Origin of the sequence: Cryobacterium sp. TMS1-13-1 (assembly GCF_004403125.1) — a bacterium.
GTDB classification, from domain to species: Bacteria; Actinomycetota; Actinomycetes; order Actinomycetales; family Microbacteriaceae; genus Cryobacterium; species Cryobacterium levicorallinum.
Window position 1 is genome coordinate 139,979 of record NZ_SOGX01000004.1, and the last position, 20,658, is coordinate 160,636.

At 65.1% G+C, this 20,658-nt stretch carries 17 protein-coding genes and 1 tRNA gene; 13 read left to right on the plus strand and 5 right to left on the minus strand.

Translation table 11 applies throughout. From position 1 onward, the window contains the following. Positions 1-22: 22 nt before the first annotated feature. The 4 genes from E3T31_RS02460 to E3T31_RS02475 all read left to right on the plus strand — a co-directional run bounded on the left by E3T31_RS02460 (position 23) and on the right by E3T31_RS02475 (position 4,726). Entirely contained in the window at positions 23-1,816 is a 1,794-nt protein-coding gene (locus tag E3T31_RS02460) for an ABC-F family ATP-binding cassette domain-containing protein (RefSeq protein ID WP_134467326.1), read from the plus strand. Positions 1,817-2,015: 199 nt separating this feature from the next. Then, complete coding sequence (locus E3T31_RS02465) at positions 2,016-2,906, plus strand: MetQ/NlpA family ABC transporter substrate-binding protein (RefSeq protein ID WP_134467327.1); 891 nt, start codon at positions 2,016-2,018, stop codon at positions 2,904-2,906. A 130-nt stretch (positions 2,907-3,036) separates the two neighbouring features. Continuing rightward, positions 3,037-4,065 (plus strand): methionine ABC transporter ATP-binding protein, encoded by a 1,029-nt coding sequence (locus E3T31_RS02470; protein WP_134467328.1) that lies wholly within the window; start codon positions 3,037-3,039, stop codon positions 4,063-4,065. 1 nt (position 4,066) lies between these two features. After that, on the plus strand, positions 4,067-4,726 hold the full coding sequence (locus E3T31_RS02475) for a methionine ABC transporter permease (protein WP_134467329.1): 660 nt from the start codon (positions 4,067-4,069) through the stop codon (positions 4,724-4,726). Between the two features lie 12 nt (positions 4,727-4,738). On the opposite strand, the gene E3T31_RS02480 is transcribed toward E3T31_RS02475, so the two are convergent. Continuing rightward, complete coding sequence (locus E3T31_RS02480; protein ID WP_092451627.1) at positions 4,739-5,230, minus strand: MarR family winged helix-turn-helix transcriptional regulator; 492 nt, start codon at positions 5,228-5,230, stop codon at positions 4,739-4,741. Between the two features lie 122 nt (positions 5,231-5,352). Between E3T31_RS02480 and E3T31_RS02485 the strand changes: the two genes are divergently transcribed. From E3T31_RS02485 to E3T31_RS02495, 3 genes are all read left to right on the plus strand, one after another. Beyond that, a tRNA-Gln gene (locus E3T31_RS02485) sits at positions 5,353-5,424 on the plus strand. Between the two features lie 35 nt (positions 5,425-5,459). Further along, positions 5,460-6,899, plus strand: coding sequence for a bifunctional UDP-N-acetylglucosamine diphosphorylase/glucosamine-1-phosphate N-acetyltransferase GlmU (gene glmU, locus E3T31_RS02490; protein ID WP_134467330.1), 1,440 nt, complete (start codon positions 5,460-5,462; stop codon positions 6,897-6,899). After that, positions 6,900-7,877, plus strand: a complete 978-nt coding sequence (locus E3T31_RS02495) for a ribose-phosphate diphosphokinase (RefSeq protein ID WP_134467331.1) — start codon at positions 6,900-6,902, stop codon at positions 7,875-7,877. A 389-nt stretch (positions 7,878-8,266) separates the two neighbouring features. Here the strand turns inward: E3T31_RS02495 and E3T31_RS02500 are convergent, their stop codons facing one another. Continuing rightward, entirely contained in the window at positions 8,267-8,632 is a 366-nt protein-coding gene (locus tag E3T31_RS02500) for a hypothetical protein (RefSeq protein ID WP_134467332.1), read from the minus strand. A gap of 107 nt (positions 8,633-8,739) precedes the next feature. After that, a complete protein-coding gene (gndA, locus tag E3T31_RS02505; protein WP_134467333.1) occupies positions 8,740-10,197 on the minus strand; it encodes an NADP-dependent phosphogluconate dehydrogenase in 1,458 nt (485 codons plus the stop codon). 196 nt (positions 10,198-10,393) lie between these two features. Between gndA and E3T31_RS02510 the strand changes: the two genes are divergently transcribed. Both E3T31_RS02510 and E3T31_RS02515 read left to right on the plus strand, forming a co-directional pair. Continuing rightward, on the plus strand, positions 10,394-10,957 hold the full coding sequence (locus tag E3T31_RS02510) for a gluconokinase (RefSeq protein WP_241977528.1): 564 nt from the start codon (positions 10,394-10,396) through the stop codon (positions 10,955-10,957). Then, positions 10,957-12,357, plus strand: a complete 1,401-nt coding sequence (locus tag E3T31_RS02515) for a GntP family permease (RefSeq protein ID WP_174844837.1) — start codon at positions 10,957-10,959, stop codon at positions 12,355-12,357. The genes E3T31_RS02510 and E3T31_RS02515 overlap by 1 nt, the downstream gene beginning before the upstream one ends. A 5-nt stretch (positions 12,358-12,362) precedes the next feature. Here the strand turns inward: E3T31_RS02515 and E3T31_RS02520 are convergent, their stop codons facing one another. Further along, the gene (locus E3T31_RS02520; protein WP_134467335.1) at positions 12,363-13,088 is read right to left on the minus strand and encodes a FadR/GntR family transcriptional regulator; all 726 of its coding nucleotides are present in this window, start codon (positions 13,086-13,088) and stop codon (positions 12,363-12,365) included. A 273-nt stretch (positions 13,089-13,361) separates the two neighbouring features. Here E3T31_RS02520 and E3T31_RS02525 point away from each other — a divergent pair, with 273 nt between their 5' ends. Genes E3T31_RS02525 through mfd form a run of 3 tightly spaced genes read left to right on the plus strand, consistent with a single transcriptional unit; the run spans position 13,362 to position 18,251 of the window. Then, positions 13,362-13,976 (plus strand): 50S ribosomal protein L25/general stress protein Ctc, encoded by a 615-nt coding sequence (locus E3T31_RS02525; RefSeq protein ID WP_134467336.1) that lies wholly within the window; start codon positions 13,362-13,364, stop codon positions 13,974-13,976. 56 nt (positions 13,977-14,032) lie between these two features. Continuing rightward, positions 14,033-14,617, plus strand: a complete 585-nt coding sequence (gene pth, locus E3T31_RS02530; protein WP_134467337.1) for an aminoacyl-tRNA hydrolase — start codon at positions 14,033-14,035, stop codon at positions 14,615-14,617. A 13-nt stretch (positions 14,618-14,630) separates the two neighbouring features. Further along, complete coding sequence (gene mfd / locus E3T31_RS02535; RefSeq protein WP_134467338.1) at positions 14,631-18,251, plus strand: transcription-repair coupling factor; 3,621 nt, start codon at positions 14,631-14,633, stop codon at positions 18,249-18,251. Between the two features lie 61 nt (positions 18,252-18,312). Here the strand turns inward: mfd and nhaA are convergent, their stop codons facing one another. Beyond that, positions 18,313-19,683 carry a Na+/H+ antiporter NhaA gene (nhaA, locus tag E3T31_RS02540; RefSeq protein WP_134467339.1) on the minus strand — a complete coding sequence of 457 codons (1,371 nt, stop codon included), beginning with the start codon at positions 19,681-19,683 and terminating at the stop codon, positions 18,313-18,315. Positions 19,684-19,833: 150 nt separating this feature from the next. Here nhaA and E3T31_RS02545 point away from each other — a divergent pair, with 150 nt between their 5' ends. Further along, complete coding sequence (locus E3T31_RS02545) at positions 19,834-20,649, plus strand: MazG family protein (protein ID WP_370304204.1); 816 nt, start codon at positions 19,834-19,836, stop codon at positions 20,647-20,649. Positions 20,650-20,658 lie beyond the last annotated feature (9 nt).

Consider the following 20,658-nt stretch of genomic DNA (forward strand, 5'->3'; position numbering starts at 1 on the left):
GCGTGCCGTAAACTGGGAGGCTATGGCACATCTTCTCGGGGCTGAGTCCCTGCACCTCGAATTTCCTACCCGCGTCATCTTTGACAGCGTCACCGCCGGCCTCAACGAAGGCGACCGCATCGGCGTCGTCGGCAAGAACGGCGACGGCAAGTCCACCCTGATGCGTCTGCTCGCCGGCCGAATGGAACCCGACGAAGGCCGGGTCACCCGTCGCCGCGGCGTCACGATCGGCATGCTCGACCAGTCCGACGACCTCGCCAGCGGCCAGACCGTTGGCCACACCATCGTCGGCGGCATCGAAGAACACGTCTGGGCTGGCGACGCCAAGGTGCGCGACGTCATCGGCGGTCTCGTGCGAGACATCCCCTGGGACGCCCTCGTCGACGACCTCTCCGGTGGCCAGCGCCGCCGCGTGGCCCTCGCCGCCGTGCTCATCGGCGATTACGACTGCATCTTCCTCGATGAGCCCACCAACCACCTCGACGTGGAAGGCATATCCTGGCTCGCCGGTCACCTCAAGACCCGCTGGGCAGCCCAGTCGGGCGGACTCGTGGTCGTCACCCACGACCGGTGGTTCCTCGACGAGGTCTGCAATATCACCTGGGAGGTGCACGACCGCCTGATCGAACCGTTCGAGGGTGGCTACGCCGCCTACATTCTGCAGCGCGTCGAGCGCGACCGCATGAGTTCCGTCGTTGAATCCAAGCGCCAGAATCTCATGAAGAAAGAACTGGCCTGGCTGCGCCGCGGCGCCCCGGCCCGCACCGCCAAGCCCAAGTTCCGCATCGATGCCGCCAACGTGCTGATCGAGAATGAGCCGCCGCCCCGCGACACCGTCACGATGCAGTCGATGGCGATGCAGCGCCTCGGCAAGGACGTCGTCGACCTCATCGACATCGGCGTGAAGTTCGGCGACAAGACCGTGCTGAACGACATCACCTGGCGCATCGCGCCGGGGGAGCGCACCGGCATCATGGGCGTCAACGGCGCCGGCAAGTCCACCCTGCTGAACCTCGTCGCCGGCACCCTGCAGCCCACGAGCGGGCACGTGAAGCGCGGCAAGACCATCAAGGTCGCCGTACTTACCCAGCAGCTGTTCGAACTCGACGAGATTCGCAACGACCGGGTCAGCGACGTCATCGGCCGCCAGAAAACCAGCTACATGGCCGGCGGCAAAGAGATCACGCCCGGCCAGATGCTCGAACGCATGGGCTTCTTGAGCGCACAGCTCACCACCCAGGTCAAGGACCTCTCCGGTGGCCAGAAGCGCCGTCTGCAACTGCTGCTCATCGTGCTGAGCGAGCCGAACGTGCTCATCCTCGACGAGCCCACCAACGACCTCGACACGGACATGCTCGCCGCCATGGAAGACCTGCTCGACTCCTTTCCCGGCACCCTGCTCGTCGTGTCGCACGACCGCTACCTGATCGAGCGCGTCACCGACAACCAGTACGCGGTCATGGACGGCGGCTTTCGCCACCTGCCCGGCGGCGTCGACCAGTACCTCGAGGTACGCCGCAAGGCGGTCGCCGGCCCGGCAGCCGGTTCTCCAACGGATGCCGCTGGCAAGACCAAAAAGATCCCCAGCCTGGGCGGCGCTGAACTGCGCAACGCCCAGAAGGAGCTCGGCTCCATCGACCGCAAGGTGGTCAAGCTGCAGGAGCGTATTGCGCAGAAGCACGAGAAGCTCGCCGCCCACGACCAGTCCGATTTTGCCGGTCTCGGAGCGCTCGGCGTGAAGCTGACCGAACTCGAAGAGACCATCGCCACGCTGGAAACCCGCTGGGTCGAACTTACTGAGCTGATCGAGGGGTAGTTTCGCAGAAGCTGTGACGCAGTGTGTCGGTGCAGGCCACGCGTCGCAGCTTCGGCACGTATCGTTGTTGAGTGCCTCGCAGAGCTGCGGCACAGACCCCCACCCCCAACACCCGGGGTTGATCTGTGCCCAAAAAATCGCTGTGCCCATAATCGCCATCGGTGCTCTCGGGGAATTCACACAGCGAAAGAGACCCTCCATGAAAAAGCCACGTTCCTTCAAGAAGTCCGTACTGGCCGCACTCGCGATTCTGCCGCTTGCGGCACTGCTGGCCGGGTGCGCAGGCGCTGCTGGTGGCGACGACGTCGTGAAGATCGGGGTCGTCGACGAGAGCGAACCGTACTGGGATGTCTTCACACAAGCCGCAGCCGACGCAGGGATTACGGTCGACCTGATCAACTTCGCCACCTACGAGCAGCCGAACCCTGCCCTGACCGCCGGCGAAATCGACCTCAATCAATTTCAGACCATCGTCTACCTCGCAAACTACAACGTGGCGAGCAGCCAGGACCTCTCGGCAATCGGCGCCACCGCAATCTACCCGCTGGGTCTCTATTCCACGCAGTACACCAGCGTCGATGAGATTCAGAAGGGCGACACGGTCGCCGTACCCAATGACCAGAGCAACATGGCCCGCGCCCTCGTCGTACTCCAGTCAGCCGGCCTGATCGAGCTCACCGACGGCGGCACGATTTCGTCGTCACTCGACGACATCGACACCGCCGCCTCGCGGGTGAAAGTGACGGCTCTCGACGCGTCGCTCACGACGACCTCGCTGCCCGACGTCGCCGCCGCGATCGTCAACAACGAGTTTGTTGGAAAGGCCGGGCTCAGTTTCTCGGATGCCATCGCCCAGGACGATCCGGCCGACTCCAAGTCCGTGCCCTATGCGAACGTCTTTGCAGCGCGCGCCGAGGACAAAGACAACGCGACATACCAGAAGCTCGTCGAGATCTACCAGACCACGAAGGCCGTTCAGGATGGCGTTCGCGAAGCGTCCGGCGACACGGCAGTGCTGTTGACCACCCCGGTTGCCGAGCTTGAAGAGTCGCGCGTCGCGGTCGAGGCCGACACTAAGGCTCAGAAGTAAGCATCAGCGTTACCGCGTGAGCAGTTTCGGTTCTTTCTAAGATTTACGCCCAATAGCCGAGACTGCTCGTTCGCGTTCCCGGCGCGACATCACGATAGACCAGCAACAAGAAGGTTTTTGAGGAACACGGATGGCTCTAGTAAGCCTGAGGAATGTTAGTAAGGTGTACCCGCCCGCGAGCAAGGGTGCGCCGAGTGTCACGGCGATCGACTCGGTCAGTCTCGACGTGGAGGCCGGCGACATCTACGGGATCATCGGATACTCCGGTGCCGGTAAGAGCACACTTGTGCGACTCGTGAATGCTCTCGAACATTCAACGAGCGGCGAGATCATCGTCGACGGGCAGGATATCGCCGTGCTTTCGGAGCGCGAGCTGCGCAAGGTGCGCCTCGGCATCGGCATGATCTTTCAACAGTTCAACCTGCTCGGTTCACGCACGGTGGCGCGCAACGTGGCCTACCCCCTCGAAGTGGCGGGGCATCCCAAGGAGAAGCGCGCCGCCCGCGTGGCCGAACTGCTCGACTTCGTCGGCCTCTCTGATAAGGCCGGCGCCTTTCCCGACCAGCTCTCCGGTGGTCAGAAACAGCGGGTGGGCATTGCCCGCGCCCTCGCCACCCAGCCGAGCATCCTGCTGGCCGACGAGGCTACGAGCGCCCTCGACCCGGAAACCACCCACGAAGTGCTCGCGCTGCTCAAGCGCGTGAATGCCGAATTCGGGATCACGATCATAGTGATCACCCACGAAATGGACGTCATCCAGACCATTGCGACCAAGGTCGCCGTGATGGATCAGGGGCGAGTCATCGAACGCGGCCCCGTCTTCGACGTGTTCTCGAACCCGCAAGCCGCGGCATCCGCTCGATTTGTCTCGACCGTGGTCAAGGGCGTTCCGTCGCCCGCCGAACTCGCCGTGTTGCGTGAGCGGCACGCGGGCCGCATCGTGACGCTGGCCTTTCGCGACAGTGCGGTCGACCAGAAGGCCGTCTTCGGCGAGTTCTCGAGTGCCGGAGTGGCGTTCGAGGTCGTCTATGGCGGTATCAATGAGATACAGGGGCGCCCGTTCGGGCATCTCACCCTCGCGCTCACTGGCTCAGACCCGGTCATCGACCAGGTGCTCGCCCACATTCGAACGCTCACGACCGTCACGGAGGTGCGCTGACATGGATGCACTCATCGATTTGCTGCCGGAACTGTGGACGGCCACCCTCGAGACCCTGTACATCGTCGCGCTGACCCTGTTCTTCGGTGGCCTGGGCGGCCTGCTGGTCGGTCTCGGGCTCTACCTGACCCGTGCCGGCAGCATCCTCGAGAACAAGCCGTTGTTTTTCGTGCTGAATCTGCTGGTCAACTTCATTCGTCCGATTCCGTTCATCATCTTTCTGGCGGCGGCGCAACCACTGGCCCGGGCCGTCACCGGCAGCGGCATCGGCAATAACGCGATCATCTTCACGATCGCTCTCGCAGCCTCCTTCGCCATGGCTCGCATCGTGGAGCAGAACCTGCTGACCGTGACGCCCGGCGTGATCGACGCCGCTCGCAGTGTCGGTGCCGGGCCGATTCGTATCATCTTCACGGTATTGCTGCCCGAAGCGCTCGGGCCGCTGATTCTCGGCTACACGTTCATCTTCGTCGCGCTCGTGGACATGTCAGCCGTTGCCGGTTACGTCGGTGGCGGGGGCCTTGGTAATTTTGCGCTGCTCTATGGCTACCGTCAGTTCAACCCCATCGTGACCTGGGCGGCGGTGCTGCTGATCATCGTGCTGGTGCAGTTCGTGCAGTTCTTCGGCAACTACCTCGCGCGCAAGGCTCTTCGCCGCTAGTTCTCGTGGCGCTCAGTCGAAATCGAGGCTCAGCTTGCGCAGCAGGCCGGCCAGGCGCTCCTGGTCGCTCACCGAGAGGGTCGCGAGGAGAGCGGCCTCGGCCTCGACCAGCCGGGTGATGGCGGCATCCACTCGGCTAAGGCCGGCGGGCGTCATGCCCACCAGGATTCCGCGACCGTCGTTCGGTGCGGAGCGGCGCTTCACCAGCCCGCGTTCGACGAGCCCGTCGATGCGGTTCGTCATGGTGCCGCTTGAGACGAGCGTCTGCTGCAGCAGGGCCTTCGGGCTGAGCTCAAAGGGACTGCCGGCCCGGCGCAGGGCCGACAATACGTCGAATTCCCAGGATGCGAGCTCCGAACGGGAGAATGCGGTGCGGCGGGCACGGTCGAGATGCTTGGACAGCCGGGCGACGCGGCTGAGCACCTGCAGCGGGGCGAAGTCGAGATCGGGCCGTTCACGCAGCCACGAATCAACGATTCGATCGACTTCATCATGGCCAGGCATTGCTCCATTATCCCGCTTACCGGGGAGTTTCTTCGACTAGACGCCTCACAGGCCTGGTCATCGGCGTCGAGGGCCGTCGGAATCTGGCAGACTTGACTGGTTGCTGGCCCCGGTCAGCATGGTCCGCCATAGTGTAACGGCAGCACGGCAACCTTTGGAGTTGTTCGGTCCAGGTTCGAATCCTGGTGGCGGAGCCCTCATTTTCTTCACCAAATGCGTTAGGAATCCTGTGACAGACGCCCGCCTCGCCATCATCGTGTTGGCCGCCGGCCAGGGCACCCGCATGAAGTCCAGCCTGCCGAAGCTGCTGCATCCGCTCGCCGGGGTGCCCATCGTCAGCCACGTTCTCGCGACCGCGCGCGCACTGGACGCCGCCCACGTCATCACCGTCGTGCGGCACGAGCGCGACCTGCTCGCCGCTGTCGTGGCGCAGGACCTGCCGGAGAGCACCATCATCGACCAGGACGAGATTCCCGGCACCGGTCGTGCCGTCGAGCAGGCCGTCGCCGCGCTTCCTGCCGGCTGGGACGGTGACGTGCTCGTTATTAACGGTGACGTTCCGCTGCTGAACGCCGCCACGCTCGCCTCCTTCATCGCCTCGCACCGTACCGGTGCCGCCGCCGGCACCGTACTCTCCGCCTATCCCGACGATGCGACCGGCTACGGCCGCATCATCCGCTCGGTTGAGGGTGTTTTCGACCGCATCGTCGAGCAAAAAGATGCGACGGATGCCGAACTGGCCGTCACCGAGATCAACGCCGGTGTCTACCTGTTTGGCCTGGCCGCGCTGCGCGAACAGCTCGCCGAGCTCACCACCGCGAACGCGCAGGGTGAGAAGTACCTCACCGATGTGATCGAACTGCTGCGCCGGGCCGGCTCCGAGGTGAGCGCCGTTCCCGTCGCCGATGCCTGGATCGTCGCCGGCATCAACGACCGCGCCCAGCTCGGCGACACCGCGCAGAAGCTCAACGCCCTGATCGTGCGCGGCTGGCAGCTGGCCGGCGTGACCGTGCAAGACCCGGCCACGACCTGGATCGACCTGAAGGCCGTGCTCGCAGCCGACGTCACTCTGCTGCCGGGCACCCAGATTGAGGGAGCCACCGTCGTGGCCACCGGCGCCATCGTGGGCCCGGACACGACCTTGCGCGACTGCGAAATCGGCGAAGGCGCGCGCGTCAACCGTACAGACGCGACCCTCGCGGTGATCGAGGCCGGGGCATCCGTCGGCCCGTTCTCATACCTGCGCCCGAACACAGTGCTCGGCGCCGATGGCAAGATCGGTGCCTTCGTCGAGACCAAAAACGCCCAGATCGGCGCGGGCAGCAAGGTGCCGCACCTGAGCTACGTTGGCGATGCCACGGTCGGGGTCGGATCCAATATCGGCGCCGGAACAATATTCGCCAACTATGACGGAGTGGCCAAACACCACTCGGCGATCGGGTCGCACGTGCGCACCGGGTCGCACAACGTGTTCGTCGCCCCGATTACAATTGGAGACGGGGCGTATACGGGGGCTGGCACGGTCGTTCGCAAAAACGTTCCGGCCGGCGCTTTGGCCATTACCGTGGCCCCGCAACGCAATATGGACGGCTGGGTCGAGACCAACCGGGCCGGCACAGCTGCGGCGACAGCAGCCGCAGCGAGCAGCACCACAGAGACTGGAGAATAAGTGTCGGAAATCAAGACCAGCGGCGACAAACGACTAGTACTGGTTTCGGGGCGAGCACACCCGCAGCTCGCACTCGATATCGCCACGGAGCTTGGTTCTGAGCTGCTCCACACCGACGCACGTACTTTCGCCAACGGCGAACTGTACGCCCGGTTTGACGAGAGCGTGCGCGGCTCGGATGCCTTCGTCATCCAGTCGCACACCGCGCCGATCAACGAATGGCTGATGGAACAGCTCATCATGGTCGACGCGCTCAAGCGGGCCTCGGCCAAGCGCATCACGGTGGTCGCGCCGTTCTACCCCTATGCCCGCCAGGACAAAAAGGGCCGCGGCCGCGAGCCGATCTCGGCCCGCCTGGTCGCCGACCTGTTCAAGGTTGCCGGCGCCGACCGCATCATGTCGATCGACCTGCACGCGGCCCAGATTCAGGGCTTCTTCGACGGCCCCGTCGACCACCTGTTCGCGATGCCGGTGCTGCTCGAGCACTTCCGCGAGAAGCTCGACCCGGCCACCCTCACCGTAGTCTCGCCCGACATGGGTCGCGTACGCGTCGCTGACATCTGGAGCGACCGCCTCGGTGTGCCGCTCGCGATCATCCACAAGCGCCGCGACCCACTCGTGCCCAACCGCGTCTCGGTACACGAGATCGTCGGCCAGGTCAGCGGCCGCGTCTGCCTGCTCGTTGACGACATGATCGACACCGGACGCACGATCGCCCTGGCCGCCGAAGCCCTGCGCGATGCCGGCGCCATCGGCGTTGTCGTCGCCGCGACCCACGCCGTGTTCAGCGACCCGGCCGTCGACATGCTGCAGAACCCGGCCATCAGCGCCGTCGTCGTCACCGACACGCTGCCGATCCCGCCGGAGAAGCGCTTCCCCACCCTGACCGTGCTGCCGATCGCTCCGCTGCTCGCGCGCGCGATCCATGAGGTCTTCGACGAGGGTTCGGTCACTTCGATGTTCGACGGTGCCGCGTAGGTTTCACGCGCCTGACGGGCTGATCTCGGGAGGCGGTGGCTGCGGCCATTGCCTCCCGTTCTGTTAACGGCGTTAAGTGCGCCAACAACGGATGCTGCCTGCTGCGTTTCGCAGACATTCGCGCGTTTTCCGCGCCCCGCCTCGAGCATCGGGCAGTACATGGGGCCGAAGGTGGCATCTCGTGGCGGCTGCCTCGCCGAGCCGTGAATTTTGATCGCCGAGCCGCGAGTTCGCGCCCGTTTTGCGTCATTTTCGGGTCAGAACTCACGGCTCGGCAACCATGTTCCGACGGATGCTGCAGCAGGCATCCGTTTCACCCAGCGCGGGAGTTCCGCCGCTGCGCGGGAGGCCGAACTCCCGCGCACTGGCGCAAGTCCCGCGCAGCGCAGCTAGGTGCGGGTGGCGGGGGCCAGCTGGCGCGGCGCGGCGGGGATGATGCCGAGCGGCGTGACAAAGGTGTCGCGCTCGTTCTGATCGATCGCATAACACTGCCAGCCGAATCCGCCGGGTCCGGCGAGGTCAAAGCGGGCGTCGTAGTCGACGGCGAACGGGTAGTACCGGGCCACCGCGGCCACGCAGGCGTTGGCAGCGGTGTCCGAGGCGACCCGCATGGTCGTGAGCACGCCCGGCACCACCAGGGCAATGAGCCCGAGCACGACAGCGACCCGCAAAATTGCGGTGAAGTGTTTGCCGCGCAGGGGACGGTAGTTGTCGTTCGGCTCGTAGCCGGAGAGCTCGGGGTGGTTGTCAGTCATGGGGAGTCCCAGTATCCCAGACGTGGGTGTGAAGCGACCCGGGTAGACAAAACGGCCGGCAGCATCCGTTATATGAGTGGATGCTGCCGGCCGGCAGAACTGCGGGCCTAGTGAGTCGATGCTTCCGTGGCGATCTCGCTGCGGTCGCCCGACCACAGCGTGTGGAAGGTGCCGGGCATATCGACGCGGTGGTAGGTGTGCGCGCCGAAGAAGTCGCGCTGTCCCTGCACGAGCGCGGCCGGAAGGCGTTCGCTCGCGAGCGAGTCGAAGTAGCTCAGGCTCGAACCGAAACCGGGAACCGGGATGCCTGACAGTGCGGCGGTCGAGACGACGCGGCGCCACGCGGCTTCACCGGAGGCAATGGCCTCGGCGAAGTACGGGTCGACGAGCAGGCTCGGGATCGACGGGTCGTTGTTGTAGGCATCGACGATGCGGTTGAGGAACTGGGCCCGAATGATGCAGCCGCCGCGCCAGATGGTGGCGATGGCGCCCTTGTCGATGCTCCAGCCGTACTTCTTGGCTCCGGCGATGATCGCGTCGAAACCCTGCGCGTAGGCAACGATCTTCGAGGCGTAGAGCGCCTGGCGCACGTCTTCCTGGAAGGTGTGACCGACCACGGCGATCTCGGGGCGAGCCGTGAGGGTGGCGCGCACGGGGCCGCGCTGTTCCGGGTGGCTGGACACGGCGCGAGCGAAGACGGCTTCGGCTATTCCGCCGACGGGAACGCCGAGGTCGAGCGAGTTCTGCACGGTCCAGACGCCGGTTCCCTTCGAGCCGGCCTCGTCGAGAACGACGTTGATGAACGGAGCTCCGGTCTTGGCGTCAACCTGACGCAGAATCTCGGCGGTGATTTCGATGAGGTAGCTGTTGAGCTCCCCGTCGTTCCAGTCGGTGAAGACGTCGGCGATGGCTTCGGGGGAGTGCCCGCCGACCTTGCGGAGCAGGTCGTAGGCCTCGGCGATGAGCTGCATGTCGGCATATTCGATGCCGTTGTGGATCATCTTGACGAAGTGACCGGCACCGTCGGTGCCGATGTGGGTGACGCAGGGCACACCGTCGACGACGGCGGCAATGGATTCGAGGATCGGGCCGAGGGTTTTGTACGCCTCAACCGAACCGCCGGGCATGATGCTCGGGCCGTTGAGAGCGCCCTCTTCGCCACCGGAAATGCCGGCGCCGACGAAGTTGATGCCCTTGGCGCTCTGCTCCTTCTCGCGACGGATGGTGTCGGTGAATTCGGCGTTGCCGCCGTCGACAATGATGTCGCCGGGTTCGAACAGCTCGGAGAGCTGGGTAATGACGGCGTCGGTTCCCTTACCGGCCTGCACCATGATGATTGCGGTGCGCGGCTTGGTGAGCGAGGCGACGAAGTCGGCGATGTTCTCGGAGGCGACGAAGTTCGCTTCCGGGTGTTCGGTCGTGAGTAGGCGGGTTCGCTCAGGGGAGCGGTTGTACACGGCGACCGTGTTTCCCTCGCGGCCGGCGAGGTTACGGGCGAGGTTCGAGCCCATCACCGCCAGTCCGACGACACCAATATTTGCCTGCGCTGCACGGGACTCTGACACGTTTTCTCCTTTGGGACTGTATTGAACAGGCCATCTTCAACTTTAGTGCACGGGCCTGAGCGCCATGTCTGGCCCGGAAGCTGAATTTGATCGGGAACAGTGTGGTGTTAGCGTTGGTGATTAAAATCAGATTTATTGCGATGAAACCGCGAATTAATCCGATGTAATGAAGCAACGGCCGAGCATGCGGAGCACAATGTCAAAGACGAACAGCGCAGATACCAGCCAGACCGCCCCCGGGCTGCCCATCGTCGTCATGGGTGTGCAGGGGTGCGGCAAATCCACCGTCGGCCGCGGTATCGCCGATGCCCTCGGCATCCGCTTTGCAGACGGCGACGACCTGCACAGCGCTGCAGCCCGCGCGAAAATGGCGTCGGGGCATCCGCTGACCGACGAGGACCGCTTGCCGTGGCTGACCCACATCGCCCAGACCCTGGCGGCGGCCCTCGAGGGCGGTGAAGCGCTCACCGTGGCGTGTTCGGCGCTCAAGCGCAGCTACCGCGACCTGATGCGTGACCTCGTACCGTCCCTGGTCTTCGTCGAGCTCTACGGCGATCAGGCCCTGATCGCCGAACGGCTGACGCACCGCAATCACGAATATATGCCGGCCACGCTGCTCGATTCGCAGTTCGCCGCCCTCGAACCGCTCGCGGCCGACGAGGCCGGAATGCGGATCGAACTCACCAGAACTCCCGACGACATCGTCGGACTCGTACAGAACATGATTACAAAAATGAACCAGGAAGAACTCGCTCACTGATGACCGCACTTGACATGAACTGGGTGTTGTCCACCCCCGCGTTGCTCGGCGTTGCTGCCGGCTCCATTGCGCTGCTCCTCGTACTGATTATGAAGTTCAAGGTGCACGCCTTCCTCTCCCTGATCATCGTGAGCCTCCTGACAGCCGTTGCCACCGGAATTCCGACCGATCGGCTGGTGTCGACCCTGCTCAATGGATTCGGCGGAACCCTCGCCGGCGTCGCCCTGCTCGTCGGCCTCGGTGCGATGCTCGGCCGCATGCTCGAAACCAGCGGCGGCGCGCAGGTGCTGACGGATGCCCTGATCAAGAGATTCGGCGAGAAACGCGCGCCGTTGGCCCTCGGTGTCGCGTCTCTGATGCTGGGCTTCCCGATCTTCTTCGATGCCGGCCTGGTCGTCATGCTGCCGATCATCTTCGCGGTCGCCCGTCGCTTGGGCGGATCGTTCCTCGCCTACGGCTTCCCCGCGGCCGTGGCGTTCTCGGTCATGCACATTTTTGTTCCCCCGCACCCGGGGCCCGTCGCGGCGACCGGCCTGCTCGGCGCCGATGTCGGCCTGGTGCTGATCTTCGGCCTGGTCGTGGCGCTGCCCACCTGGTTCGTCGTTGGGCGCTTGTTCGGCGGGTACGTTGGCCGCAAGTACAACATTCCCGTGCCGTCTATTCTCAGCAGCAAGACCGACAACTTCAAGGAATTCGAGTCGGCCCCCAAGGTCGGCACCGTTCTGTCCCTGTTGTTGCTGCCGATCGGCCTGATCTTTCTCAATACCGGATTGAACATGGCAGCGACAGCCGGCCTGGTGTCGCTCGATGACGCCTGGGTGCAGGTACTGCGCGCCTTCGGCGAGACCCCGGTTGCCCTGCTCATCACCGTTCTCCTCGGCATGATCTTGCTCGGCTGGAAGAAGCGCAAGTCGTCGGGTCTGATCGAGGCCGTCGTGGACAGCGCGCTCGGCCCGGTTGCCGCCGTTATTTTGATCACGGGTGCTGGTGGAATGTTCGGTGGGGTGTTGCAGGCCAGTGGCATCGGCAATGCCATCGCCGAATCGCTCGACAGCATCGGGCTGCCGGTGATCGTCGCCGGATTCGTTATCGCCGCCGTGGTGCGGATCGCGCAGGGATCGGCCACCGTTGCGCTGACCACCTCCGCCGCCCTGCTGCAGCCGGTCGTCATGAGCAATTCGACCTATAACCCGGTCGAGCTGGCCGCGATCGTGCTGGCACTGGCTGCCGGGTCGGTTTTCGCCGGCCACGTGAACGACTCGGGATTCTGGCTGATCAGCCGGTTCTTCGAGATGGACACCAAGACTACTCTGAAGACCTGGACCGTCAGTCAGGCCCTGGTTGGTGTGGTCGGCTTCACCATCGCCCTGGCGATCTACCTCGTCGCCAGCCTGTTCTGACCCAACTATTCCGCGGCTGAGAAGAACAGCCGCGGGGTATCGTCCCAGGAGTCTTCCACCTCGGCGATGGTGCGCCGCATAATGAGCTCCATCGACTCCCGGGCCTGCACGGGGTGCCCGCCCTGCACGGCATCGGCCACGTCCACGTGCCACTGCAGCGCGGTCTCGTGCGGTTTCTCGGGCATCAGGCCGAGGCCGGTGCGCCCCGAGAGCACAGCGGCGATCACCTCGTCGAGCTTGGCAAACATTTCATTGCCGGAGCCGTGCAGGACCAGCCGGTGAAAATGGATGTCCAGGGTCAGAAATCGCTCCAGGTCGCCGGAGCGCCCTACCGTGCGCATCTGCGCGGCCACGGTCATCAGTTCGCCCGACATCGCCTGCGGGCAGTGTGCGGCAGCCAGCTCGGCCGCCATCGGCTCAACGGATGCTCGCAGCTCGGTCAGCGAGCGCAACTGTGCGCCGCGCTCCGGCCCGGCTAACCGCCACCGAATAAGCGTCGGATCGAAGGCATTCCACCCCGATTGCGGACGCACGCGGATGCCGACCCGTTTGATCGATTCGACCAATCCCATCGCGGCGAGCACGCGCACGGCCTCGCGCACGACCGATCGGCTGACGCCCTGGTCGAGGGCGATGTGATCGGCGAGCATGACCGTCCCGGCCGGCATCCGGCCGTCCACGATGGGGGTGCCGACCGCATCGACGACGCGGTTGTGCAGGCTGGAGGGCATGCTCTGACCCTAACGGCTGGGGTGGCACGGCTACAGCGGGCGACACGCCCGGACTGCGGGGGCGGCCCAAACTGTGTAAGGTTGAGAATCGAACTTCGGCGAGGGATATCGTCACCCGGGCAACCGGGCTGACGGCATCCGTGATCGACGCGGCGGACGAGACCTTGGGCTTTTCCTCACGCTGACATGCGTTCGAGTTGAATCAGTACCCCCATCTTCGGGCCTCGGCCCGAAGACCACGATCTGGGTCTTATACCCGCTAGGAGTAACACCATGGCTAAAAAAGAAGTAAATGCCGTCGTCGCTGAACTGCGCGAAAACTTTGGCAAGGGTGCGGCCCGCAAGCTGCGCGTGCTCGGCCTGATCCCGGCCGTCATCTACGGCCACGGCACCGAGCCGGTGCACGTGTCGCTGCCCTCGCACCGCATCGGTCTGCTGCTGCGTCGCAAGAACATGATTCTTGAGCTCGATCTCGCCGGCGAGAAGCAGCTTGTGCTGGTCAAGGACGTGCAGAAGGACCCGGTCAAGGCCATCATTGAGCACATTGACCTCATCGTCGTACGCAAGGGTGAAAAGGTCCAGGTTGAGGTCCCCGTACACACCACCGGCGAATCGTTCCCCGGCACCATGGCCGACTTCGACACCAAGTCGCTCCTGCTCGAGGTTGAAGCCACCGACATCCCCGAGAACCTCCAGTTGTCGATCGAGGGCCTCGAAGACGGCGCGCAGCTGCACGCCAAGGACGTCACCCTGCCCGCCGGCGCCGTGCTCGTATCCGACCCCGACACCCTGGTCATCTACGTCCACACGCCGCGTGGCGAGGACGAGTCCGAGGAGACCGAGGTCATCACTGCTGGCACCCCGGCCGCCACGCCGCCCGCCGCGTAACAATTATCTTCACTCGGTTCTCGCGGGGTTTTCCAACACTTAGGCGGAGGATTCCCCTGGATACGAACCTGTGGCTCGTAGTCGGGCTCGGTAACCCCGGGCCCGACTACGCTGGCAACCGCCACAACGTCGGGCAGATGGTCACAGGGCAACTCGCCAATCGTCTGCCCGCGAATTTCAAGCGTCACAAAACCGCCGCCCTGGTCGCCGAGGGGCGACTAGCTCCCGGCGCACCCAAGCTGGTGCTGGCCAAGCCCACCACATTTATGAACGTCTCCGGCAGCCCGGTCGCCGCGCTGCTGCGCTTCTACTCGCTGCCCATTTCCCGCCTCATCGTCGTGCACGATGACCTGGACCTGCCCTTCGACACCCTCAAGATCAAGGTTGGCGGCGGTCACGGCGGCCACAACGGCCTGCGCGACATTATCGCGGCCACCGGCAGCAACGAGTTCATTCGCATTCGCATGGGCATCGGCCGGCCGCCGGGCCGCCAGAACGCGGCCGACTTCGTCTTGCACGACTTCGCAGCCGCCGAGCGCAGCATTCTGCCCGTTTTAATAGCGGATGCCGCCGACGCGATCGAATTGATCGCCACCGACGGCGTCGTGGCGGCCCAACAGAAGTTCCACTCGCCCGCGTAGGTAGACTCGTTCAGTGATCCTTCAGGGCTTAATCGCAGCGCTCGCGCGCGCCTCCACGTTCGACAATGCCCTCGCTTATGCCAGCCGGGATGCTGATTTCAGTCTGACCGAGGGCCTGCGCGCCCCGCTGCTCGCCGCGCTGCTCGACCTGCGCCGCGATGATGCTCAGGCGCTGTTCGTCATCACCGCGACCGGCCGCGAGTCTGAGGCGCTGCGCGAGAACCTCGGCTGCTTCGCCACGAGCGCGGAGATCATCGACTTTCCAGCCTGGGAAACCCTCCCGCACGAACGCCTGAGCCCGAGCGCCGAGATCGTCGGCAAGCGCCTGCACGCCCTGCGGCGGATGCGCGAGTGGCAGGAGCAGGACGCGCGCGAGCGGCATCCGCTTATCGTCGTCGCCTCGGTGCGAGCCGCCCTGCAGCCGGTCGCCGACAACCTCACCGACTACGAACCGATCGAACTGACGGTCGGAGCCCGCGGGCACGACCTCTCGGCGATCGTGCTGCAGCTGGTCAATGTGGCCTACGCCCGCGTCGACATGGTCACCCGGCGCGGCGAGTTCGCCGTGCGCGGCGGTATTCTCGACGTCTTTCCGCCGGTCGCCTCGCACCCCTACCGGGTGGAATTCTTCGGCGACGAGGTCGAGCAGATTCGCCTGTTCAGCGTCGCCGACCAACGGTCCTTGCCCGAACCGGTCGCATCCGTCAGCCTGCCGCCGAGCCGGGAACTGCTGCTCAGCCCGGCCGTGCGGCAGCGCGCCCGGGAAATGCAGCACGAATTTCCGAGCCTGTCCGGTCTGCTCGCCAAGATCGCCGAGGGCATCCCGGTCGAGGGCATGGAAAGCCTCGCCCCCGCCCTGGTCGACCGGCTGGTGCCGGTCACGCACTACCTGCCGAGCAACGCTGCCGTCGCCGTGATCTCGCCGGAGCGGGTCGCAAGCCGCGCGATCAGCCTCGCCGAGACCAACCGTGAGTTTCTCGGTGCAGCCTGGAGCGCTGCCACGGCCGGTGCCGACGCGCCGATCGACCTCGAATCCGGCGATTTTCTCACGCTCGGCCGCCTGCGCGACAGCGTCAAATATTCGGCTCCCGGTGCACCGGCGTCCGGCCACCACTGGTGGACCCTGAGCACGTTCCAGGCCGCGCCCACCGACGAGGCGGTTCTGCCCGAACACCTCGAAATGGACGAACTGCTCACCATTCGCATCGAAGCGGATGCCGTCCCCACCTTCGCCGGCAGCGTCGACGGTGCAGTGGGTCATGTCGCCTCCCGGCTGCACGACGGCTGGGTCGTCGGTATCGTCGCCCAGGGGGCGGGGCTGGTCGAGCGGGCCGCGCAGGTTTTGGCCGAACGCGAACTTCCGGTGCGCGTCGTAGACGTGTGGCCGCTGGAACCGGAGGCCGGTATCGCTTACCTGCTGAAGGCATCCGTCGATCACGGTTTTGAGCTGCCGACCAGCAAACTGACGCTGATCAGCGAGAGCGAATTTTACGGGCGCACGGTCGGCTACTCGGCCAGGCAGATCAAGAAGCTCGCGAGCCGCCGCAAGAATGTCGTCGACCCGTTGCAGCTGGTCGCCGGTGACCACGTCGTGCACCAGACGCACGGCATCGGTCGTTTTCTCGAACTGACCCAGCGCGAGGTGTCGAGCGGTGGGCGCAACCCGGTCAAGACCACCCGCGAATACCTGGTGCTGGAATATGCGGCGTCCAAGCGCGGCCACGCCGGCGACCGGCTGTATGTGCCGACCGACCAGCTCGACCTGGTCACCCGCTATGTCGGCGGGGAGGCGCCGACCCTGAGCAAGATGGGCGGCAGCGACTGGTCGAGCGCCAAGACCAAGGCGCGCAAGGCGGTGCGCGACATTGCCGTCGAGCTGGTCAAGCTGTATTCGGCGCGGATGGCGAGCAAGGGTCACGCCTTCGGACCGGACACCCCCTGGCAGCGCGAGCTCGAAGAAGCCTTCCCATTCGTGGAGACCCCCGACCAGCTGACGACGATCGACGAGGTCAAAGCCGACATGGAACGGCCGATTCCGATGGACCGGCTGCTCAGTGGCGACGTCGGCTTCGGCAAAACCGAGGTGGCCATTCGTGCTGCATTCAAGGCCGTGCAGGACGGCAAGCAGGTGGCCATGCTCGTGCCGACCACCCTGCTGGTCAGCCAGCACATGGAAACGTTCAAGGAGCGCTTCGCCGGGTTCCCGATTCACCTGCGCGCCCTGTCCCGATTCCAGACCGACAAAGAGTCGCGCGAGACGATCGCCGGAATGCTCGAGGGCACCGTCGACGTCGTCATCGGCACGCACCGGCTACTGTCGCCGTCGATCCTCTTCAAGGATCTCGGCCTGGTCATTATCGACGAGGAACAGCGCTTTGGTGTCGAGCACAAGGACGCCCTGAAGAAGCTCAAGACCAACGTGGATATTCTCGCGATGAGCGCGACCCCCATTCCGCGGTCGCTGGAGATGGCGGTAACCGGAATTCGCGAAATGTCGACCCTGGCCACCCCGCCCGAGGACCGGCACCCCATCCTGACCTTTGTCGGACCGTACTCGCAACGGCAGGTGGCTGCGGCCATCCGTCGGGAACTGCTGCGCGAGGGCCAGATCTTCTTCGTGCACAACCGGGTCACGAGCATCAACCGCATCGCCTCGGAGCTCGCCGAACTGGTGCCGGAGGCGCGCATCGCGATCGCGCACGGGCAGCTGCCCGAGGCTCAGCTCGAGCAGGTGGTCGGCGACTTCTGGGAGCGCAAGTTCGACATTCTGGTCTGCACCACGATCATCGAAACCGGCCTCGACATCAATAACGCGAACACGATCATCATCGACCGGGCCGACAAGTTCGGCTTGAGCCAGCTGCACCAGCTGCGCGGCCGGGTCGGTCGTGGGCGTGAGCGGGCCTACGCCTACTTCCTCTACGACGAGAACAAGCCGCTGTCGGAGACCGCGCACGATCGGCTCGCCACGATCGCGGCGAACAACGAACTCGGTGCCGGTATGCAGGTGGCCCTAAAGGACCTGGAGATTCGCGGTGCCGGAAACCTGCTCGGCGGCGAACAGGCCGGGCACATCGCGGGCGTCGGCTTCGACCTGTACCTGCGGATGATCGGTGAGGCCGTGTCGACGTTCCGCGGCGACGTCGCCGAGGGGCAGACCGAGCTGCGGCTCGAGCTGCCGGTGGACGCGCACATTCCGCACGACTTCGTCGACAGCGAGCGGCTGCGTCTCGAGGCGTACCAGAAGCTGTCCAGCGCGAGCTCGCCGACGGCGGCCGACGACCAGATCGATTTCGTGGTCGAGGAACTCACCGACCGTTACGGCGAACCGCCGGTGCCGGTTCAGAACCTGGTGGCCGTGTCGCGGCTGCGCTGGCAGGCCCAGCAGGCGAACCTCAGCGAGGTCGTCGCCATGGGGTCGAACCTGCGGGTTGCTCCGGCCGATCTGGCCGACTCCATTCAAATCCGGTTGCAGCGGATGTATCCCGGCTCACGTTACGTGTCGGCCACTGGGGCGCTCAGCGTACCGATGCCACGGCCGAACGGTGAGCCGCTGGATGACAACGCCCTGATCGAGTGGACCAAGTCGCTGCTGACCGCGATCTTCCCGCCGGCCGTTCTGTCCGCCACCTAACCGTTAACGCAGACAGCACCGTCGTTGCAGGAACGACGGTGCTGTCTGAGTCAGCGGATGCTTAGCCCTTCGACGACTGTTCCGTCTGGTACACATCCGGGATGCCGTCGTTGTCGCTGTCGATGGCTTCCTTATCGGCAATGCGACCGTAGTGACGGTTGCGGGAGCGCAGGATCGCGGTGGCCAGCAGGGCGGCGAGCAGCGAACCGACCAGGATGGCGACCTTGGCGTGATCGTCGTGCGGGCTGCCCTGGCCGAAGGCGAGCTCGCTGATCAGCAGTGACACGGTGAAGCCGACGCCGGCCAGCAGGGACACGCCGATGACGTCGATCCAGGCCAGGTCGGGGTCGAGGGTTGCCTTGGTGGTCTTGGTCACGATGAAGGTTGCCAGCAACACCCCGATCGGCTTGCCGACCACGAGGGCGACGACGATGCCGACCGCTACCGGGTCGGTGAGGGCCTGGTACAGACCCTCGACACCGCCGAGGGTGACGCCGGCGGAGAAGAACGCGAACACCGGAATCGCGAAACCGCTCGAAAGCGGGCGAATGCGATGTTCCAGGGTTTCGGCCAGGCCGGGCCCGGCATCTGGCCCGCCGCCGCGCTTGCTGCGCAGCACGGGTACGGCGAAACCGAGGAGTACGCCAGCGACGGTCGCGTGTACGCCGGAACCGTGCACGAGCGCCCAGACGATGAAGCCGAGCGGCAGCAGCACCGTCCATGCCGCCCAGCCCCTGGTTCCAAAGAAGTAGGAGAATTTATGAGTCAACAGCCAGAACAGACTGAGCAGCACCAGGGCCAGAATGAGTGGCAGCACGGCGATGTCCGTGGTGTAGAAGAAAGCGATGATCGCAATGGCCAGTAAATCGTCGACCACGGCGAGGGTCAGCAGGAAAATGCGTAGTGCGGGCGGAAGCTTCGATCCGATGACGGCAAGAACGGCGACGGCAAACGCAATGTCGGTCGCGGTGGGAATTGCCCAGCCGCGAAGAGTTTCAGCGCCGGATTCGAGGTTGATCAGCGTGTAGATGACCGCCGGAACGATCACGCCACCAACCGCTGCGGCCACCGGTACGATGGCCCGGTTCATGCTGCGCAGGTCGCCGGCCACGAATTCACGTTTCAGCTCGAGGCCGGCCAGAAAGAAGAAGATTGCCAGCAGGCCGTCGGCGGCCCAGGCGCCGAGGCTCAGCTCGAGGTGCCAGGGGGCGTAGCCGATCTTGTAGTCGCGAAAGGCGTAGTAGGCGTCGGAGAAGCCGGAGTTGGCCATGATCAGCGCGGCCACGGTTGCGGCGAGCAGAATGGCGCCTCCGACGGTTTCCTTGCGCAGAATGCGCGAGATCCGCATGAATTCGTTGTGGCTGCCGCGGCGAAGCACGGTGGCGGTCGACGGGGTGGCCTTCGAAGCTGGTGCGTTGGACGATTCGGTCATATGAATTCCTCTGGTCTTTCGGGCGCGCACATCCATGTGCCGACCAGACTTCCCGGCTCACCGTTGTCGACAATACACGACGTGCCTGAACGATCATCGGTGGCCCACCTACGATGGAGAGACGATGGAACCGATCCAGGAGTGCCGACCATGACCAACCCCGTGTTTTCCTCCGGCTCCGTGTCCGGTGCCAACGCTACCCGACCGACTCCGCCGGCCGACAAAAATGACCGGGATGCGGCATCCGCTCGGCAGACAACGATGCAACCCAGCCCTCTGGACACCCTGATCGTCACCGTCGCGCGGCTGCGCGGGCCCGGCGGCTGCGCGTGGGACGCCGACCAGACCCACGCCTCGCTGGTGCGGCATCTGGTCGAAGAGACGCACGAACTGATCGAGGCGATCGAGGACGGCAGCCGCGACGACCTGCTCGAGGAACTCGGCGATGTGCTCTACCAGGTGCTGTTCCACGCCGACCTGGCCGCGCACACCCCGGAGGAGAACTTCGACATTCAGGATGTCGCTGCCCGCCTGACCGAGAAAATGGTCGGGCGACACCCGCACGTGTTCGGTGATGTTACCCTCGACACCGCGGCGGAGGTCTCGGCTGCCTGGGACGGTTTTAAAGCCGAGGAGAAGCCGGGCCGCACCAGCGTGCTCGACGGGATTCCGGGCGGTATGCCGGCCCTCGCCCTCGCCGACAAGGTGCTGGGTCGGGCCGAAAAGATCGGCCTGATCGAAGCGGATGCCGGCTTCCCGCTTCCGATCGAATCCGAAGCCGATCTGGGGCCGCTGCTGCTGGCGATCGTGGCCTCCGCGCGGGCCCAGGGCCTTGACGCCGAGCGCGCGCTGCGCGCCGCCGTGCGCGACCTGCAGGGCGAGATCCGCGGAGCCGAGGGAGTCCAGGCGCCCGGCGCTCCGCTGGACGAGTCCTTCGACGCCGGAATAATCGCCCTCCCCTCCTAACGCGGATCA

Excerpts from the sequence above, each read along its gene's own strand:
- E3T31_RS02460 (WP_134467326.1), top strand. The coding sequence starts at position 23 with ATGGCACATCTTCTCGGGGCTGAGTCCCTGCACCTCGAATTTCCTACC.
- E3T31_RS02465 (WP_134467327.1), top strand. The coding sequence starts at position 2,016 with ATGAAAAAGCCACGTTCCTTCAAGAAGTCCGTACTGGCCGCACTCGCG.
- E3T31_RS02470 (WP_134467328.1), top strand. The coding sequence starts at position 3,037 with ATGGCTCTAGTAAGCCTGAGGAATGTTAGTAAGGTGTACCCGCCCGCG.
- E3T31_RS02475 (WP_134467329.1), top strand. The coding sequence starts at position 4,067 with ATGGATGCACTCATCGATTTGCTGCCGGAACTGTGGACGGCCACCCTC.
- E3T31_RS02480 (WP_092451627.1), bottom strand. The coding sequence starts at position 5,230 with ATGCCTGGCCATGATGAAGTCGATCGAATCGTTGATTCGTGGCTGCGT.
- E3T31_RS02500 (WP_134467332.1), bottom strand. The coding sequence starts at position 8,632 with ATGACTGACAACCACCCCGAGCTCTCCGGCTACGAGCCGAACGACAAC.
- E3T31_RS02510 (WP_241977528.1), top strand. The coding sequence starts at position 10,394 with ATGTCAAAGACGAACAGCGCAGATACCAGCCAGACCGCCCCCGGGCTG.
- E3T31_RS02515 (WP_174844837.1), top strand. The coding sequence starts at position 10,957 with ATGACCGCACTTGACATGAACTGGGTGTTGTCCACCCCCGCGTTGCTC.
- E3T31_RS02520 (WP_134467335.1), bottom strand. The coding sequence starts at position 13,088 with ATGCCCTCCAGCCTGCACAACCGCGTCGTCGATGCGGTCGGCACCCCC.
- E3T31_RS02525 (WP_134467336.1), top strand. The coding sequence starts at position 13,362 with ATGGCTAAAAAAGAAGTAAATGCCGTCGTCGCTGAACTGCGCGAAAAC.
- nhaA (WP_134467339.1), bottom strand. The coding sequence starts at position 19,683 with ATGACCGAATCGTCCAACGCACCAGCTTCGAAGGCCACCCCGTCGACC.
- E3T31_RS02545 (WP_370304204.1), top strand. The coding sequence starts at position 19,834 with ATGACCAACCCCGTGTTTTCCTCCGGCTCCGTGTCCGGTGCCAACGCT.